The sequence below is a fragment of the Massilia sp. Root351 genome, from assembly GCF_001425045.1.
GTDB lineage: Bacteria > Pseudomonadota > Gammaproteobacteria > Burkholderiales > Burkholderiaceae_D > Rugamonas.
This window is the reverse complement of sequence record NZ_LMDJ01000031.1, coordinates 557861-573275: the sequence shown is the minus strand read 5'-3', so window position 1 is coordinate 573275 and position 15415 is coordinate 557861. Positions and strand designations below refer to the sequence as shown.

The window sequence follows — 15415 nt, the reverse complement described above, 5'->3', positions numbered from 1 at the left end:
ACCGTGGCAAGGAGTGATCTGCTGTGGAAAAATTAGACAGAAAGTGATGTGAATTTTTCGGCGCGATTTATCCTAACGACAGGAGGTGCGCCATGAAACGGAAACATTATTCTGTGGAACAGATCGTTGCTGTATTGAAGCAGGCGGAACTGGGGATGGCGGTGGGCGACATCGTGCGCCAACTGGGCATATCGGAGCAGACGTTTTATCGCTGGAAAAAGCAGTACAGCGGCATGCAGTCGGAGCAGGTCAAGGAACTCAAGCAACTGCAAGACGAGAACGCGCGACTGAAAAAGCTGGTGGCCGAGCTCAGTCTGGACAAAGCGATTCTGCAAGACGTGGCCGCAAAAAAGTGGGGCGGCCCGCGCTGAAGCGTGAGGTGGTCCGCTACATCATGGACCACTACGGGCTGGCATTGGCGCGGGCCTGCAAGCTGATACGGCAAGTGCGCAGCACACAGTACCTGCACAGCCGAAAAGATCCCAAGCTGGCGTTGCGCCAGCGCCTGAAGGAGCTGGCCCAGGTCCGTACCCGCTGGGGCTATCGGCGCCTGCACATCCTGCTCAAGCGAGAAGGCTGGCAGCTGGGCGTCAACCAGACCTATCGTTGGTATTGTCTGGAACAGTTGCAGTTGCGGGCCTGGCGCAACAAGCGGCGCAAGATGGCCGTCACGCGCGAGCAGCGGCCCGCGGTGACCCATCCCAATCACGCCTGGTGTATGGATTTCGTGGCGGACCAATTAGCCGATGGCAGCAAATTCCGCATGCTCACCATCCTCGATATTTATACCCGGGAAGCCTTGGCCATCGAGGTGGGCGCGGGTCTGCGCGGGGAACACGTGGTGGCAGCGTTGAATCGGCTCGTGGCGCATCGCGCTGCGCCAGCATACCTACGGGTGGACAACGGTAGCGAGTTCTCTGGCCATTTGCTGGACCTGTGGGCCTACCATAACAAGTGCAAGATCGACTTCAGCCGCCCTGGCAAACCGACCGACAACAGCTTCATCGAATCGTTCAACGGGTCGTTGCGCGATGAATGCCTCAACGCCCACTGGTTCACTTCCTTGGCGGATGCAAAACAGGTCATCGAGGCCTGGCGACTGGACTACAATGAGAGTCGGCCTCACGCGTCTCTCAATGGGCTGACACCGCAGGACTACGCCCGGAGAATGGCCAATTTGGGGCCGAAAAAAAGCAGTTTGAACGCTGAAAACTAAACCTCAAAACTGTCTAGTGGACCCAAGCGGATCAAAGGCAGTATTTCCAACGGCTTGCAAGTGTCTAGCAAACTCGTGGCGATTCAGTTTGCTCTTAAAAGTAAGTCAGATTCTCACCAAAAATCACAGTGAGCACAAATACAACGATTGTTTGCGAGGGCTACGTTTTACGCGCGAAGGCCGCCCCCGCCCTTCATTGACTTACAGTCTGCGCGCAAGACGCTGCTGCCCGGCTGGCTAGCGTTGCCTTCGCGCCTCATGCACCTGACACGCTATCGCGGCTTCATTCCGCGCGATCTGTCATCGAGCATTCGCTGCCTCACCAGGCGCAGCAACCGGTCCCCGCTCAGCAATCCGATCCGCGCAACATCCATCTGTGGATACAACGCCGCGCCGCTGCGACCGGTGTGCACGAACAGCCCGCCATCGTAGTTTCCGCTCGAGATGACGTCGCCAAAAGCGCGCACGTGCGCCAGGCACACGTGATGCCGGTACCGCTTGGCCTGCACCGCGTGCCACCCTTGCCCCGGCAGCCACACCGCGCCATCGACGCCGCCGTCGCCGCTATAGCGCGTGCCGCGCAGTACCAAGAGGCCTGCGTCTTCCAGCGCCGACAGCACCACCTCTTCGAACACCAGCGGATCGACCGCGCGCAGGTAGGCCAGCGTGCGGCCCGCCGCGCCCGGCTCCTTGAACGCGCGCACGGTGCGCAGCACGCGGCGCGACTGGCGCACATTGCGCTGGTGGCCCGGCAGGTAGGCCAGCCGGGTCGCGTTGACCCAGCGGGAGAGGCAGCGGATCGCAAGCTTGCCGAGCGCCACGCCCCAGCGGCGAAAGCGCGCCGCCCATGCCGCGTCCCAGCCAACCGGCCGTTGCCGGTATCCGCGCCGGTACCCAAAATCGCCCTGCCGCTGGCCCCCGCTGTTCCTACGCGAATCTTCATCACGCATCGTCCTTCCCTCCTCTCCTGCATACCGAACCCAGATAGGCGGTACTGATCTGCGGCCGGTGGTGACCCAGCTGCTCGGCCACCTGGCGGTAGGCGTCGCGCCGCACGGCCGGGTCGAGCGCCGGATCGCCGCCGCGCACGGGCGAGCGTACCCGCGCGATCTCGAAGTACAAGTCGTTGGCGAACTGGTGGCGCAAGCCGTGCGCGGTCACACCCAGCGCCTTGCGCGTCATGCCGGCGCCGCGCACCACGTTGGAGAAGCGGTCCAGCGACTGCTTGAGCGACAGGCCCGGGCAGCCGACATGGCCGTGGCGCGTCGTCACGAGCGCCCTGGCGTCGTCCAGCGCCGCCCGCTGCGCTTCGCTGCGCACCGCCGTGTAGCGCAAGTGGCCGCCCTTGGTGCCACGCTTGATGCGCAGGAAGCTGACCCAGCGCTCGGCCGCCGGAAGCCCGCCAGGAAGCGCGTAGGACGGCACCTCGGCCAAGTGCGGCCAGAACATCACCGCTTCCTTGCGCCGCATGCCGAAGGCCAGCATCAGGCGCAGCTGGACGCCGACGTGGCGGTCGAGCGCCGCGACCTGGTCGATCAGCGCCTGCGTGTCGACGCCGTTGCCGTCCCAGCTGCGGTCGCGCGCGGCCGGGTAGCAGCGTGCCACAGTCGCAGGATCGTCCGCATAGGCCTCGGCCGCGCGCACCAGGCCCGGCTTGCCGATCCAGCCGCCGTACACGCGCAGGATGGACAGCTGCTGCTGGATGTAGGCCGCGCTGCAGGGCTGCGGGCGTGTCACAACGCCCTGGTCCCGCCCGGCACACCAGTAGCGCACGAGGGCGGCGACGTGACGCTCACCGAGGTTGTCCGGCGCCGTGGCGTAGCCGAGCCGGCGCAGCAGCGCGAACATGCGGAACAGCGCCTGCCGGCGCGCCGCGCGCGTGTTGTGCGAGACCACCTTGTTGCGAAACGCGTGCATCTCGTTGCGCTGGTCAATGATGGCGGCCAGCTGTTCCCGCCAGTCCCGGTATTGGCTCATACGCGACTCCCTTCCCTACGCGCGGGGCGCGCCCGCCTGGCGAACGCCCGCCAAGACGGCACGCTCGCCCGCGCGCTGCCTGCCCGATCCAACGGCGCCGCCACTGCCTGGCTGGCGCCCTACCTGGCCTGTCCAACCACCCTGCCGCGCGGGCCATGCGCGGCAAGTGCCGGGAACTGCAACTCCGCCTGCCGGTCCCGGTCCGGCACGGCGCGTGGGATAGATCGGTATCGTAAAAATGAACATGTGCACGGACAGCGGATTTCGCCTTCTGTCTCGCGCCCCGCCTCCTGGGCGGACGGTGCCACGCTGGGCGCGGCAAGGACATCACGTGGCGGCCATCGCCGCGCAAAACACGTGTCGCCTCCTCGCACGGTTATCCCCGGCCCTACCACCAGGCCGCTTCGTGCTGCCGTACGTACCACGCTGTTCGACGCTTCGGATGGCGCCGTCACAACGCGGCACCGCCTGCGCGGTGGCCGTACGAGCTGAGGGACGTATTGAAAAATCCGGAGAGACGGCGTCGCCGTTCCCCTGCCACCGGACTTGCCGGTGCGATTCGGCACGCCATGGCGGCGTGCGGCGCGGGCAGGCGTAGTGCCTGGCCACGCGTTCAGGGCATGGATGCCCGCGTGCTCAAAGAAAGATCGGAAGGAAAGTGCACCAGGGTCGCGGCGGTCGCCGACGGCGCTGCTGGCGCAATCTGTGCATCGAGGCACAATGGAGTATCGGCATCGCCGAACTGGAGACGGGTAACGACCGCAACGGGCTGTATCGCAGGCCTGCGCCGCATTGAGAACACGATGTTCATGGAAGCGGGTCCAGCAGTGCTGGCAGAATAGGAGGCAAACGGGGCGATGTCAAGGTGCGCGGCGGGCGCGAAAAATTGTGGATTGATGCGTGAAATATTTTGTAGGTGACGAAACGGGGCCTTGCTCCGCTATGAGATGCCGGGGCCTGCGAACTCCTCTGATTGTAAATCTGCTGAAGCAACGGACCGGATTCGCGCGCCAAGCTCGGCCACGCCCGCGCACCTCCGCAAACCTAGAACTGGCCGACCCGGACTGTAGCAGCGCACCTCCGCGCCGCGACGGCGAACCCAAGGAGCCCGACTGACCGGGCAGTTCCGGAACCGTACTGCAGCAGTAGCAAAAGTCGAAATGCTGCCTCAAGACGAGGCTTTTCACCTGGATCACCGCGCGCCTTCCGCATATGCTGTCTCTGTTCAACCAGGAGGGAGCACGCACCATGGAACCCATCGTGAGGGCGGTCGATGTCGGACGCGGCAACACCAAGTTCATCAGCGGCATTAAGAACGGCGAGCTGCGCTGCGACATGTTCCCTTCCCAAGCCCATCCATCGGAAACTGGACTCGAACCCGAAGCATGGGGCGCGCGAAGGAAAACCATCGGCATCCCCGCCGGCGGCCTGGTGTACGAGGTTGGCCCCGATGTCCACCTCGCGGCCGATGTGTTCAACGCCAACGTCCTGCAGCACGACCGCTATTGCGAAACATCCGAGTACCTGGCGCTGCTGCTGGGGGCGCTGCATTACATGCAACTGGAGCGCATCGACCTGCTGGTGGTGGGCCTGCCAGTCGCCACGTACAAGCTCAAGTCGCTGGTCACCGCCTTGGAGCGCCGCCTCACTGGCGAGCACGAGCTGGGCAAGGGCCGGCGCGTCAGCGTGATGCGCGCGAAGGCCATTGCCCAGCCCGCTGGCGCACTGATGCACTACGGCCTGACGCAAAGCAAGGTGGCGCAGCTGCGCAAAGAACGCAGCCTGATCGTCGATCCTGGCCGCCGCACCTTCGACTGGCTGGTTACGCAAGGCATGCAGCAGATCGACAAGCGCAGCCACTCGGTCCCGCGCGGCATGCACGACGTGCTGCACACGATGATCGAAGGCATCAGCCGCAGTACCGGCTCGCACTACCGGGACTATGACACCGTCGATACGGCGCTGCGCACCGGAAAGAAGCCGGTGGTTTTCCAGAAGGAATACGACCTGGCGCGCCACCTGCCGCTGGCCAAGAAGATTCCGGAACAGGCAGTGGCCGAGATGATGCATTACGTCGGCGATGCGAGCGACATCAGGAACATCATCCTGGTCGGCGGCGGCGCGTTCTTTTACAGAGCAGCTCTCAAGGCTGCTTTTCCGAACCATGCCATCCACGAGTTGAAGGACCCCATCTTCGCGAACGTGAAGGGATTCCAGCAAGCAGGAATGGAACTGGCGCGCGCCTTGGTTAGCGGAGGGACCGGCGCCAACCTATCCGCTAACATCAACGACGCTGGGAGCAGTTGCCATGAGTAAGGGCCTGCGCATCAATTTTGAACTGGATCGCGCCGATAATCCGCCACTCTATGACGAGCTGGCCCGATTCAGCAAGGGCGCAAAGCGCGTGAACCGTCTGCGGACGCTCGCCCATGCGGGCCTAATGATGCAGGCGCCTGTCGCAACTACATCGAGGAATGTGGCAGAGCAAGAACAGCCCATCGACAACGGGGATCCAGTTCATGCAACAGCCAGCGTTGAGCTTTTCGGGCCATCTATTGGTTAGGATAAGCGGTGGAGGTAGACCGGTGATAAGATTCATCGTAACCACTTTGGCAATTTCCGAGGAGCGTTCATGGCAACGAGTTTCGTAACAACTCCGATAAAGAAAGATGACTTACTCGAGTTTGTTCATAATCAGGACGACTTCGCACTGGAATTGTTCGTATATAGAAGTGCCCTTGAAGAGGGATACCAGGCCGTGCACGGCGGCTCATACTCAGATCGAGTTACAGGAATTTCTAGGCAATTCGACGTGCGTGCTGGGATTTCGCTCACCGACAACGTTCGAATCGAGCTAGCCATTGAATGCAAATGCTTAAAGCCTCATTTTCCGCTCCTTGTTAGTCGAATACCCCGCTCCCTTGAGGAATCTTTCAACGAAGTAATCATCCGCCCTAACACCCAGGACGATCCTAGCTCCATGGATGGATTGAAGCGCGGGTACCCACAAGTGTTAAGGTTTGTCGAAGGGCGTTCACTCTACCCGGCTTTGCTCAGCGTCGGCAAATCGACTGCACAAGTCGGCAGAAAACGAGGAAGCGGCAACGAACCGAGTACGTTGACGTCCAACGATTCGGAAGTCTTTGAAAAGTGGGGCCAGGCTCTAGCGTCTGCGAACGACTTGATTCAGGATGCGCTCAAGAGAGGCCCGTATCCCGGAAGAGACCAAGCTAACGTTGCAGTTTTCCCGATTTTGGTCGTATCGGATGAAACACTATGGGTTGCTGACTATGATGAAACTGGCCACCTAATCAATGATCCACTCCAGATCAACTCCGCCGAAATTTTTGTCGGCGAGAAATACTCAATACACTGGTACGGAAGCAGCTCAATCACCTATGCTGTCTCACATCTGCATGTATTCACAAAGTCAGGCATAGTCGAATTCCTAAAAACACTGGTGCACGGCCCATTCTCGGACAATCTGAAATCGCTGTAGCGCAGCAATTTTTTGTTCAGTTGAATCGCTATCGAATGCTTTGCCCCGCGTCACGCAAAGATGCGCCTGCGAGTGTTGCTGCCGCTGTTCGGCCTATAGTGGAAGCAAAACGCGCAATCGACGATTCCTGCGGCCCAAAATGAAACGGTTTAAGGTCCGGTGCAGTCCGTACCAGCGACTCCAAGCTGCCGATCTCGTCCACCAGGCCAAGCGACCTGGCCTCTTCTCCACTCCAGACCTCTCCGGTCCCGTAGTCGATACCAGCCTTTAACCGCATCCCTCGTTGCGCGACAAGTTCGTTAACGAACATCGCCCCCACATGACTGACCAGCTGCTGGGCCTTCGCGTCGGACGCCTCCGACACCGGCGTAAACGGATTCAGGAAGGCCTTCAATTTCCCTGACGCGTAGACGCGCTGCGAGACGTGAAACTGGGCGATCGCCTGGTCCAGCTGCCATGGCGCGATGATGGCCCCGATCGACCCGACCAGGCTGTATTTTCCGGCCACGATGCGATCGGCATGCATCGCCGTCATGTACGCGGCAGAAGCGCCCATGTTGCCGATAATCGCAGTGACGGGCTTCGGATGTTTTTGCCTCAGGACCGAGATGGCGCGGGTGATACGCTCCGCCTCCGCAGGGGCGCCACCAGGGCTGTCGATGGCCAGCACGACGTGCTTGACGCGCGCGCTGGAAAAAGCGTCCTCCAGCGCCGGTATGACCTTGTCCGCAGAGGCCAACGTGCCCTGGGCTATCTCGCCCTGGATGCGCACGACCCCGACGACATCGCGGAGCGGGCCGAAGGAATAGCCTGAGGCGTTCACCAGGAACATCGCGCCGGCGGCAATTGGGGCCAGCACCAACAAGGCTTTAATTCCGATACTCCATCGGCGCTCGGACTTGCGCTCCCGGGCGCTCTGGCGCTGCTCCTCTCGAATGGCAAGTTGCTGGGCTTGCAGATCCACGAGCAACTGCAACACGACCTCCTGCGGCGCGATCGGCGCCGCATCCTTTTCAATAGCCATCTCTTCCTCCGCACTCTATCTGCAATTTCCTCCGAACCCGAGCAGAATCTGCCCAAGACCGATCTTCTGGCTGCACTCCTTGGACTTTGGAGCGTTCCCATCGGTCTCAGCGCGGCGTTGAACCGGCGCCCGCTCCTGGATCATTTCATCAACAGTCTGAATGCGATCCGCTGCGGCTAGGCGTTGCTTGGCCTCTTGAATTTTCGACAGCTTGCACTTAACCTGAAATGCGTATGGATATTCGACCGTGGCAGAGGATTCACGAGCGATCTCGGCGGGGCTACACAACTCGGCTACCACTTTGCGAAACGTGTCCTCGTCTTCTGAATTCCCCAAGTCTGAATGCAGAAGTAGTACCTGTCCATTTTTGCACTCAACAGTAACGTACTGCAGCGCCAAACGCGCGTAAATGTCAGGAAGTCCGCTGGTTCCCGCAGGCACAAATACCTTTCGGGTCAGACGGTAGGTAGTCATGGGGCTTAGATCGCAAACGCCATCATCCGTGGGGCGTCCCGCCAAGGAAACCGCAAGGACGTCAGTGCAGGGAAGCAGCATGGCCACGAACAGCGCCGGCAGCAGGATGGTCATTTTTCACCTCTGATTTAGGAGTACCACGCTCATGCTAAAACACATTTTTCTAATTTCAAGTGCAGGGTTGCTGTGTGGCTGGGCAATGGTTGAGACTGGGCTCGCGACGCGTCCTATCCTAGCTGGTTGTGTCGTCGCAGCGGTGCTAGTCTCCCTTTACGGCGCGCTTTCGATACTGGTCTGGCTACTACGCCCATTACTTTCACGTTATGCTCAAGGTGACGGCCCCTATTACGCCGATGACTCCCTTGCAGGATTCGATTCCCGTGGCGATCTGCGAATAGAAAGCGAATACCCAAACCGACGATAGCTCGCTATTTCCAGTTGCGCTCGATCTTGTCCATCATTTCCTTCAGCTTTTTCGCTACGATATCTGGATCGTCCTTAACCTGTTCGTTCGCCTTTTCCAGCAGCGAGCGATCAGTGGTGACATGGTTTCGATCGGTCCTCGTAACTCGTTCTGACTCGAGCTGATTCTGCTGTTGCCTCATCCGCTGCGTCAGCTCGCTTTCCTTCTGAGCGATTTCCTGTCGCAGCGGGCTACTCATCTTCGTTGGAGTTTTTCCAGCGTGCGTAGCGCTTTCGGCATCTGAACGCCCCCGGACGCGACTTTGATACGAATCTATCGACTTATCGACACTTTGCGAGCCCTCATTCTCCCTTTTTGCATTCAGGTAGTCGTCGCGCACCTCGTCGAACGATGAGGGGAGCCGACTCGCTTTAGACACTGGCATCGGCACGCGGGTGATACCTCCAAGGAAGGCTTCCATCTTGACCAATTCAGCGGCACTGCCATTGTGTTCAGACCGAAGCAACTGCTCAAATAGCGCGATGTTGCTGGGGTCCTTGGCCAAGTCTTTGCTGATTGATTCACCGCGTTGAAGCGCTGACACAAGGCTTGCCGAGAAGTCCAACTGCCTGCGCAGGTTTGCGTCCGCGCGTTCACTATGTGAAACAGTCTCCGTCAACCGAGCAGCAATCTCCTTACCACTTCGATGGTCGCTCAGTACCGCCGAAATCGATCCAGTGTTCTTCGAAACCGTATCCGCAAATGCTTTAAATTTGGCCTTATCCTCACTGCTCAGCGAATTATCGATGCGTTGGTCCTGTTTCTGTATCGCGGCCGAATATTCCTTCCCTCCCCTACCTTGGATCTGCGCATGTACATCGACAGGTGAAAGCTGCCTTAACGCTCCAGGCAAGCCGACACCGATATAGGAAGATCCACCAAAAGCCACCGATGCAACCTGCTGTTCACTAGCGCCGGTGGTGGCCGCGACAGACCTGGCAATTTGCATCAGTTCTCCGATCTTCTCCCCAATGCTCTCGCTGCTCGATGTTGAAGTGCCATCCGTCCGAGTATGGGATGTCGACTGCGCGGCAGCATTTACCAACGCATCACTCAAGGCCGCAGCCTTCTCCTTCGACGCCGACAAGGATTCCGTCCTCGCTGCGGCAACGGACTTTGATGATGCTTCCACGTGCTGCTGCGATATCTTTGTATCCACCACCCGCGACACCGGGCCTTCGTTCGCTAACGCCTTGGCGGCGGTCAAACCACTCAACATGTTCGATGTATAAGTGTTGCCGGTAAAGTCGTTCTGCTGGCTTCGGAAAAATGCCGAGGAACGCGCCGGTGCAAGGCTGACCTGATCCATGCTGGTATTCCCCATCGACACGTTGCCAGTTGCTGCGGCAGATGACGTCGAAGTCAGCATGGACTGAAGCGAATGCGCGCCAGCTACCAGTGCACTTCCCAGCGTTTCCATCCGCTTCAGCGCGACCCACGCAATCAGCGGAATGCTCATGGTCATATAGCCGACCACGGCTTCTCCAGAGACGGCGTTTGAATAGATGGACGGGGCTGTCAGCAACGACAGCGAACTGGCGCCACCACCAACACTCGCGGCAGCGGCCAAGTCCTTGGCGGCGTACACCATCGCCATGTAATTAAGGATCGCATACAACGGCGGCCACAACTGGATCCAGATTAGCAGCGAAACGTAATTCTTCAGAGCCACCGCGGTCTCTCGTCCGCTCGTAAGCATAAGTAGAAGGATCACGATCGTGAAGATCGCGTAAGCTAAAGCTTCCACCGTATTGCGGATGACCGGCAACGCCTGTTCCGCCACCTTGCCATTATTGATCCATGCCGCATTCGTCTGTGCCACCGCTTGCGCACGTCCAACCGCAAGCAGCATCGATGCGGGGTCGTTGATCTTCTGTCCCGCCAGGAGGGACGCATCGTTCACCGCATTGATCAAGGCATTCTGGCGGATGATATCCGCCGCAGTCGAGGCGGCGTCCGCGATCCCATTTTTGATGTAGGCCTGCTGAATCTGGCCTGCGATCACTGCTGCGGCTGCAGGTCCCGATAGAGTCGGGTTCATCCGAGTCGACAGCACTGCTTTTACGCGGTCCAGTTGGACCGGCAGCCTGTTGTTCAAATTGGTATAGGCGTCGGTGCATGGCGCAACAGTCATTCCGCCAACCCCGTCCGATATCGGCGTGAACCTGGCGGGATTCGGCGTAGCCATCAAGGGCCAAATATCACCCGACGTCGCGAATACCTCAGGCGACAAGTTCCCTGAGGCTAGGTCATATATGGTGCAGTTATTGATGAAGTTGATCAGGTCAGTTCGGAAGCTTGGATTCTGAAATACAATCCGACTGGTTTCGCGGATCATTCGATTCCCGAACATCAAGCCATTCCTTTGGTAAGCAAGTTCGCTCGGGAGGCCAGCTGCACCGGGCAGCACCTGCATCGCCGTCTCATACAGTTCGGTCAATGTATTTCCGACCCTGCTCGAAAGTGATCCGAACACGGCAAGCCCAAAGGGAACGTTATCGACAACCGTGACTGCACTGCCACCTGTCTTGTCCACAATGCCGACGGTCACTTTGGGAACGAGCAGCACCGACAAGACCAGCGTAATCGATGCCAGCCAGTACCAGCCCTGTAGCTTTTGAGGTGCGAATGCATATGCTGCGAGCGCTGCAAAGAAGCCACAAAATGCAACGACTCCTAGCGCGCTCGCATACGATCCCGAGCCGCAAATCGCCGCGATTGCATTTAGGACACCGAATAGGCTGTCACTGTTCTGGTATGCGTACACTTCCCACATCGCATGTCTCCAAGAACCACTATTGCATGTAGGCCGCGCGACGGCCGAGCATATCCAGCACGTGCTGGGGCATCGCGGTTCGCATCTGGCGTTCCATTTGCTCTAAGCTGGACGTGATCGCGTTGACCGATCCAACTCGCTGATATAGCTGGGATTTTTCCCTGGATATTTGTACCAGCAAATCATGCGCGCGCTGTCGCAGTTCCTTCGCGCGCAATGCTTGCGCTGCATCTAGGACGTAATCCTTGTCCAATGCCGAGATTCCTTGGCGCAGATTTTTTTCAAGGAAGACATACGCATAGTCCGCAGCAATAAGTTCTCGAAATCGAGTGATCATGTCCTCCGTGATGTCCGCAGTGGGCACGGAGGTTGAAACTGACAGCATGCGATAGACCGGCTCAGTGGTCTGGTTTACAAAGCCAATTTCGGGCGAGTTGTTTTCGATCGGGCTACGGGTAAGGATCTTGTTTGCGATGGAGCGCATAAGATGCTCTACCTTGACCGTGAATGGCGTATGCGAGTAATCGGTCTGTACCGTCACTGCATCGCACTCCGTGTAGTTATTGCAGCGCAGTATCTCTTGAAAGACGTTGCCCCCGGGGGCAAGTGCGCTTCCATACAGCAATCGATTGATCGAAGTAATGGTGGGTGGTACCGGTGCATGTACGCGACCATCCTCGAAGAAGATCACTGTACCCACCAGACTCATGATCAATTCTCTCTCCTGATCGCCCAGGTTGGTGCCGGCAAGCTTCAAAGCCTTCCACGTCAAATTCCCAACAAACGGCGCCTTGTTCCGGACCTGGGAATCGGACGACGCGCGCGCGGTGGCGAGCACTGACGGCTTGGCCGTCTGACAGCGCACTTTCGCCGCCGCATAATCGGATTCCAGCCCGAGCGTCACCGCCAGGTCCTCACAGAGCCGGTCTCCGCTCACGCCGGTGGCCTCCATCGCCGAACTGACCAGCGATTTCGCGGTGTTGCAGGTGCTGATGTTCGCCTGCGTCAGCATGCTTTCCAGGTTCTTGGTCCACTTCGTCACCCCGCCCAGGAGCGGCGAAACCGAATCGACGGCGAGCTGGAACGCGACGCCCGGCAGCGCGGCGGTGATATTTCTCAGCATGTTCTTGAACTCGGCCGCCGAGATGTGCGAAAACGAGCCGCCATAGATGTCGATGCCGCCGCAGCCGGCCTTCACCGCCGGGAAATCCATCGCCATCAGCTGATACGTCCGGTTCTGGTTGCGCAGCATCAGGCTGCCGCCACTGTAGGTATTGAAGACCTGCCCCTTGAAGGCGCCCGGCGCCGTGTAGTTGCCGATCGCCCCCAGGTCGTTGAACATGGTGTTGATGGCCGCGTTCAGATCCCCGGCACTGGCGCCGCCGCACAGCGCACCGGCCACGGCCGCGGTGCAAATCCATTTCGCAAATTTCCTCATGCCTTTCTCCTATCGTTGATCGCCCCAATACACGGGTGGCGGCGTCCCCTTTCCATCCCGGCCCTCGAACAGCGCGACGATCCGTTCGCCCAGCTGCGCTTCGGACAGCACACCAAAGCCCACCGGCTCGATGCGCCCCGAGAACGGCTGGGCCAGGAACAGCGCCGGCACCTGCTGCACCTTGAGCGCCCGCACCGCGCCGTTGTCGCTGCGCGCCTGCGGGAATCCCGCCAGCGCGCCACCGTCCACGCTGATCGGCACCAGGCGCATGCCATGCCGGTCGCAAAAAGCCCGCAGCACCGGAGCCATCGCATGGCAGTAGCCGCAATCGCCCCGGAAGAAGAACATCAGCACGTGCTCCCTGGCCACCTGCGCCAGCACGGCATTGCGCTCGCGGATGCGCGCCTGCTCGAACACTTCGAGCGCGGTGGCGTTCACCGGCCGGCCCTGCGTCGCGGGATCGAGCTCGGGATGGGACCAGGCGATGCGCTGGGCGACGTCGGCAAACCGCGAGGCGTTGTGCACCACCTTCGCTTCCAACTCCATGTAACGGCGCACGTTCGGCTCGGTGGGCTGGATCACCGCCAGCGCGCGGCGCTCCTCGACTTCCTTTTGCAGTTGCCGGAACCTGGCCAGCGCGGCCTGTTCTCCGTCGCCGGCGCTCGGCAAGCGCGGCACGACCTTGCGGGGCGGCGCGGGCGGATCGAGATGGAAGTGCCAGCCAGTGCGCGGATCGGGCAGGCCGGCGCGTTCGCCATCGGGCAGCTCGCCACTATCGGGCACCTGCGCGGCGCAGCAAGAGGCGGCCAGCGCCAGGCACACGCCTATAAGGGTCGGCCGTGTCATCGCGCCGCCCCCGTCGCCAGGCTGCGTGGCGGCAGGCCGTCGCTGCAGTAATTCAGTTCAAAGCGCACCTGCTGCCGCTGCGGCGCCGCCTGAGCCGACAGCTTCACGCCTTCCTGCGACACGTCGACACGCAGACGGGCGCAACCCGGCTGGGCGTAGCGCACGATGGTCGAGACGTCGATGTCGATCTCCCCGCCAGTGCCGAACTGGCGCTTGAAGGCGGCGGCCACCAGACCGGCGAGCACGCCGTGCGCCGTCCCGCCTGGGGCGTCGAGCGCGGCGCGCAGCAGCGGCGCGAACTGCGTCACCGGGGCTCTTTGCGGCAGACCTTCCTCCGCCCAGACCGGCAGCAGCGCAAATGCGGCCAGGCCGCAAGCCAGATCGCGAGGCATCAGCATTTTCCACCCCGCGCGTAGCATTGCGGAGCCTTAGCGGCGGCCGCACCCTTGAGCGCTTCGACGTTCGGCTGCGCCGGCGCGATCGAGGCATAGAATTCAGATAGATCAAAACGGGAAAAATCCAGTGCCTGCAGCTGCGCGACGGAAATGCCGCCGCAGGCAGGGTTCTGCGGCGCGCCCCAACCCATGCCCAGCTGCGCCCGCCCCTGTTCGTTGACGAGACGCGCCAGCACCGAGTTGAAGCAGCACTTGGACGTGGTGCGCTCGATGCAGCGCACGCAGCGCCCCAGGACCCGGATGCATTGCGAGCACCAGGTGCCCACGCTGCGGCACAGGCGCGCGCCCTCCTTCATCGCCAGTTGCCCCTCCTCGGCGTTGCAGGACATCATGGCGGTCACCACAGCGAACACCACGGTAATGGCCAGCGACCAGGGGGTGAACGCCACCGCGATGCTCTCGCCGGCGGCAATGGTCACGGAGCCGGCCGGCAGTGCCACCCCGTTCACGGCCACCGTCACGCCGTAGCTGGTGAAGGTGCCGCTGAAACCATAGCTGGTCAGCATCGACTTGATGCCGGCCGTGATGAAGCTGCGGTTGTTCGCGTTCATCAGCACGTCGAATACCAGATGCGAGCCCACGCCGAACAGCGAGCCGTTGCTGTACCCGGCCCCGGCGCGGTTGCTGCGGCAGCAGTTGGCCAGCAGCCGGTCGCGGCAGCGGTTGTCCTCCCCGGCGAACACGCGCAGCCTGGCCGGATCGAGATACACGCCGGCCTCGCGCGCGGCCTCCAGGTAGCTCATGGCCAGCGCGAAGTCGGAATCTTGTACCTGGGCGGTGTCGAAGCACTGCGCGCCCAGGCAGAAGGTGTTGGCCGGGCACGGCCCCGGTCCGGGGCAACCCGCGTACAGGCCCGCCAGCGCCGTTTCGGAGGCGAGCGGGTTTCTCGCCACGGCCGCCGCGCCGGTTACCTGAGCGTCGCTGGGCGGCAAGGCTGGACGCGGCGTGGCGGCGGACGCGACCGCATGCCGGCCCGCCTCGCACGCCGCCGGGTCGGGATGCAGCGCGCACTGCGCCAGCTGGGCACGCGCTTGGCCCGCCAGGTTGGCCTGGCCGTACAGCGCCGACTGCGGCGCCGTATTGGTGTAGCCCGGCACCACGGCGGCGGCCGACGCGGCGTTGAGCGCGCCGCGCGCCGCAAGATTGGCGGCGCGCGCGGCGGCCAGGTCGTCCTGCTGGGCGAGCGCCAGGCGCGCCTGCCCCGTCAAGAGGGCGCACAAGGTCAGCCAGGCAGTCAGGCGGCGCAT

Annotated in this window: 14 protein-coding genes; 4 read left to right on the top strand and 10 right to left on the bottom strand. The window is 61.2% G+C overall.

The genetic code is table 11. From position 1 onward, the window contains the following. Positions 1-92 precede the first annotated feature (92 nt). A protein-coding gene (locus ASD15_RS22630; protein ID WP_373888198.1) for an IS3 family transposase occupies positions 93-1216 on the top strand; the annotation gives its coding sequence in 2 pieces (ribosomal slippage) (positions 93-342 and positions 342-1216; 1125 coding nt in all). Positions 1217-1488: 272 nt separating this feature from the next. Here ASD15_RS22630 and ASD15_RS22625 read toward each other — a convergent pair. The 3 genes from ASD15_RS22625 to ASD15_RS32575 all read right to left on the bottom strand — a co-directional run bounded on the left by ASD15_RS22625 (position 1489) and on the right by ASD15_RS32575 (position 4004). Then, positions 1489-2166 carry a restriction endonuclease gene (locus ASD15_RS22625; protein WP_082552063.1) on the bottom strand — a complete coding sequence of 226 codons (678 nt, stop codon included), beginning with the start codon at positions 2164-2166 and terminating at the stop codon, positions 1489-1491. Next, a complete protein-coding gene (locus ASD15_RS22620) occupies positions 2159-3193 on the bottom strand; it encodes an integrase domain-containing protein (RefSeq protein ID WP_057157243.1) in 1035 nt (344 codons plus the stop codon). Before ASD15_RS22620 ends, ASD15_RS22625 begins: the two co-directional genes overlap by 8 nt. A 613-nt stretch (positions 3194-3806) precedes the next feature. Then, positions 3807-4004 (bottom strand): hypothetical protein, encoded by a 198-nt coding sequence (locus ASD15_RS32575; protein WP_157201085.1) that lies wholly within the window; start codon positions 4002-4004, stop codon positions 3807-3809. A 437-nt stretch (positions 4005-4441) separates the two neighbouring features. On the opposite strand from ASD15_RS32575, the gene ASD15_RS22615 reads away from it, so the two are divergent. The 3 genes from ASD15_RS22615 to ASD15_RS32570 all read left to right on the top strand — a co-directional run bounded on the left by ASD15_RS22615 (position 4442) and on the right by ASD15_RS32570 (position 6692). Further along, positions 4442-5509, top strand: coding sequence for a PRTRC system protein D (locus ASD15_RS22615; protein WP_057157242.1), 1068 nt, complete (start codon positions 4442-4444; stop codon positions 5507-5509). After that, a complete protein-coding gene (locus tag ASD15_RS31945; protein WP_082552062.1) occupies positions 5502-5756 on the top strand; it encodes a hypothetical protein in 255 nt (84 codons plus the stop codon). The genes ASD15_RS22615 and ASD15_RS31945 overlap by 8 nt, the downstream gene beginning before the upstream one ends. 69 nt (positions 5757-5825) lie before the next feature. Then, positions 5826-6692 (top strand): hypothetical protein, encoded by an 867-nt coding sequence (locus ASD15_RS32570; protein WP_157201084.1) that lies wholly within the window; start codon positions 5826-5828, stop codon positions 6690-6692. Between the two features lie 28 nt (positions 6693-6720). Here the strand turns inward: ASD15_RS32570 and ASD15_RS22610 are convergent, their stop codons facing one another. The 7 genes from ASD15_RS22610 to traN form a co-directional block, all read right to left on the bottom strand. Further along, complete coding sequence (locus ASD15_RS22610) at positions 6721-7716, bottom strand: S49 family peptidase (RefSeq protein WP_057157241.1); 996 nt, start codon at positions 7714-7716, stop codon at positions 6721-6723. Between the two features lie 15 nt (positions 7717-7731). Continuing rightward, the gene (locus ASD15_RS22605) at positions 7732-8304 is read right to left on the bottom strand and encodes a hypothetical protein (RefSeq protein ID WP_057157240.1); all 573 of its coding nucleotides are present in this window, start codon (positions 8302-8304) and stop codon (positions 7732-7734) included. A 314-nt stretch (positions 8305-8618) separates the two neighbouring features. After that, on the bottom strand, positions 8619-11429 hold the full coding sequence (locus tag ASD15_RS22600; RefSeq protein WP_057157239.1) for a conjugal transfer protein TraG N-terminal domain-containing protein: 2811 nt from the start codon (positions 11427-11429) through the stop codon (positions 8619-8621). A 19-nt stretch (positions 11430-11448) separates the two neighbouring features. Continuing rightward, positions 11449-12867: a conjugal transfer protein TraH gene (locus tag ASD15_RS22595; protein WP_057157238.1), complete on the bottom strand. Its 1419-nt coding sequence runs from the start codon at positions 12865-12867 to the stop codon at positions 11449-11451. A 9-nt stretch (positions 12868-12876) separates the two neighbouring features. Continuing rightward, entirely contained in the window at positions 12877-13713 is an 837-nt protein-coding gene (gene traF / locus ASD15_RS22590) for a conjugal transfer protein TraF (RefSeq protein ID WP_082552061.1), read from the bottom strand. Beyond that, the gene (locus ASD15_RS22585) at positions 13710-14105 is read right to left on the bottom strand and encodes a hypothetical protein (protein WP_157201083.1); all 396 of its coding nucleotides are present in this window, start codon (positions 14103-14105) and stop codon (positions 13710-13712) included. Before ASD15_RS22585 ends, traF begins: the two co-directional genes overlap by 4 nt. After that, positions 14105-15415 carry a conjugal transfer protein TraN gene (gene traN, locus ASD15_RS22580; protein ID WP_082552088.1) on the bottom strand — a complete coding sequence of 437 codons (1311 nt, stop codon included), beginning with the start codon at positions 15413-15415 and terminating at the stop codon, positions 14105-14107. The genes ASD15_RS22585 and traN overlap by 1 nt, the downstream gene beginning before the upstream one ends.

Bases quoted from the DNA above. Each gene is read 5' to 3' on its own strand.
- ASD15_RS22585 (WP_157201083.1), bottom strand. From the start codon at position 14,105: ATGCCTCGCGATCTGGCTTGCGGCCTGGCCGCATTTGCGCTGCTGCCG.
- ASD15_RS22625 (WP_082552063.1), bottom strand. From the start codon at position 2,166: ATGCGTGATGAAGATTCGCGTAGGAACAGCGGGGGCCAGCGGCAGGGC.
- ASD15_RS32575 (WP_157201085.1), bottom strand. From the start codon at position 4,004: ATGAACATCGTGTTCTCAATGCGGCGCAGGCCTGCGATACAGCCCGTT.
- ASD15_RS22595 (WP_057157238.1), bottom strand. From the start codon at position 12,867: ATGAGGAAATTTGCGAAATGGATTTGCACCGCGGCCGTGGCCGGTGCG.
- ASD15_RS22600 (WP_057157239.1), bottom strand. From the start codon at position 11,429: ATGTGGGAAGTGTACGCATACCAGAACAGTGACAGCCTATTCGGTGTC.
- traN (WP_082552088.1), bottom strand. From the start codon at position 15,415: ATGCGCCGCCTGACTGCCTGGCTGACCTTGTGCGCCCTCTTGACGGGG.
- traF (WP_082552061.1), bottom strand. From the start codon at position 13,713: ATGACACGGCCGACCCTTATAGGCGTGTGCCTGGCGCTGGCCGCCTCT.
- ASD15_RS31945 (WP_082552062.1), top strand. From the start codon at position 5,502: ATGAGTAAGGGCCTGCGCATCAATTTTGAACTGGATCGCGCCGATAAT.
- ASD15_RS32570 (WP_157201084.1), top strand. From the start codon at position 5,826: ATGGCAACGAGTTTCGTAACAACTCCGATAAAGAAAGATGACTTACTC.
- ASD15_RS22615 (WP_057157242.1), top strand. From the start codon at position 4,442: ATGGAACCCATCGTGAGGGCGGTCGATGTCGGACGCGGCAACACCAAG.
- ASD15_RS22610 (WP_057157241.1), bottom strand. From the start codon at position 7,716: ATGGCTATTGAAAAGGATGCGGCGCCGATCGCGCCGCAGGAGGTCGTG.
- ASD15_RS22605 (WP_057157240.1), bottom strand. From the start codon at position 8,304: ATGACCATCCTGCTGCCGGCGCTGTTCGTGGCCATGCTGCTTCCCTGC.
- ASD15_RS22620 (WP_057157243.1), bottom strand. From the start codon at position 3,193: ATGAGCCAATACCGGGACTGGCGGGAACAGCTGGCCGCCATCATTGAC.